1 protein-coding gene is annotated in these 1,940 nt (G+C 57.2%); it reads left to right on the forward strand.

Annotation, left to right across the window (positions count from 1 at the left end):
• The first annotated feature begins 99 nt into the window (after positions 1-99).
• A complete protein-coding gene (locus KI659_RS18460) occupies positions 100-1,848 on the forward strand; it encodes an ABC transporter ATP-binding protein (RefSeq protein ID WP_213946868.1) in 1,749 nt (582 codons plus the stop codon).
• The last annotated feature ends 92 nt before the right edge of the window (positions 1,849-1,940 follow it).

Genomic DNA, 1,940 nt, shown 5'->3' on the forward strand with positions numbered 1-1,940 from the left:
CGCGCAGCGCTGATCGGGAAATAAACTCCTAAACGCCGAATTCACTCCCTACTTCTCACAACATATCCGTAAATTTGCCTTTTCCACATTCTCTCCCCCATGGCTAAAAAAACACAAATCGGCAAAGTATCCCTTGCCAAAGCATTCAGGACCATCATCTGGCCGCGCAGAAAGCAGATCCTGATCGGACTGGTACTTATCGTGATCAGCAGACTCGCAGGACTCGTACTCCCCGGGGCAAGCAAGTTCCTTATGGACGATGTCATCCCAAACGCCGACCTTGAACTCCTCTGGTGGCTGATCGCCGCAGTGGTGGGGGCCATCGTCATCCAGGCAGTTACCTCCTTTGCCCTCACACAGATCCTCAGCGTGGAAGCCCAAAACCTCATCTCCAAGCTCCGGGCGCAGGTGCAGGCCCATATCCTCAAACTCCCCATCCGCTTTTTCGACAACACCAAGACCGGCGAACTCGTCTCCCGCATCATGACCGATGTGGAAGGCGTGCGCAACCTGGTGGGCACCGGCTTGGCCCAGCTGGTGGGCGGGGTACTCACCTCCATCATCTGCCTGGTCCTGCTCATAGCCATCAGCCCGCTGATGACGCTCTACGTGCTGCTGCCAGTTGCGGTGTTCGGGGTGGTTTCCATGAAAGCCTTCGGGCGGATCAGGCCCATCTTCAAGGAAAGAGGCGTCATCAATGCCCAAGTGACCGGCAGACTTACCGAATCCCTGGGCGGCGTCCGCGTGATCAAGGGCTTCAATGCCGAGGCCCAGGAGATCAAAACCTTTGAGGATGGGGTCACACGTCTATTTCTCAATGTCAAAAAAAGCCTTACCAGCACCAGCCTGATCACAAGTTCGGCCACCCTCCTCCTCGGCCTTGCCTCAGCGGGCATCATGGGCATAGGCGGATATATGATCATGGAAGGAGAGCTGACCTTCGGGGATTTCCTCGCCTTCACCCTTTACCTCGGCTTCATGATCGCCCCAATCGTGCAGATGAGCAACATCGGCAGCCAACTCACAGAAGCTTTTGCCGGATTGGACCGTACCGAGGAGATCATGAACACCCCGATCGAGGACAGCGAGGGAACCCGAAACATTCAAATCAACCACATCAAAGGCGATATTGAATTCAGGGACGTGCATTTTTCATACGATGCAGGCAAAGAAGTGGTCAAATCCATCAGTTTCACTGCCCCCGCAGGTTCGGTCACGGCCCTGGTAGGCACTTCAGGTTCAGGCAAAACCACCATAGCCAGTCTGGCCGCCTCCTTCCTCAATCCCGACAAAGGCGTGATCACCGTGGACGGCCACAACCTGCAGGAAGTAAGCCTCGACAGCTACCGCAGCCAGCTCGGCGTGGTCTTGCAGGATGACTTCCTGTTTGAGGGCAGCATCCGGGACAACATCCTTTTCCCCCGTCCCGACGCTACGGAGTCCGAACTGCAGGACGCCGTCAGGGCCGCCCACGTGCAGGAATTTACCGACAGGTTTGATGACGGCCTGGACACCCTGATCGGGGAGCGGGGCGTCAAGCTATCCGGGGGACAGCGGCAGCGGATCGCCATCGCAAGGGCCATCTTGGCCAATCCCCGCATCCTGATATTGGATGAGGCCACCTCCAACCTTGACACCGAAAGCGAAAGCCTGATCCAGGCCAGCCTGAAGCGCCTCATGCAGGGCCGGACCACCTTCGTGATCGCCCACCGCCTCAGCACCATCCGCCAAGCCGACCAGATCCTCGTCATCGAGCAGGGCCAAATCGCCGAACAGGGCCGCCACGAGGAATTGATCGGCCTGAAAGGCAGGTATTATCAGCTCTATACGTATCAGGCGAGGATTTAGGTTGACAGTCCACGGTCGACAGTCGACAGTCGACCGTGGACCGTGGTCCTAATTTCAGCCTAGCGTCGCCTCGCGCTTTTCTAAACCCCTAA

Source organism: Litoribacter ruber (genome assembly GCF_018449405.1).
In the GTDB taxonomy this organism is placed as follows: domain Bacteria; phylum Bacteroidota; class Bacteroidia; order Cytophagales; family Cyclobacteriaceae; genus Litoribacter; species Litoribacter ruber.

Excerpts from the sequence above, each read along its gene's own strand:
- KI659_RS18460 (WP_213946868.1), top strand. The coding sequence starts at position 100 with ATGGCTAAAAAAACACAAATCGGCAAAGTATCCCTTGCCAAAGCATTC.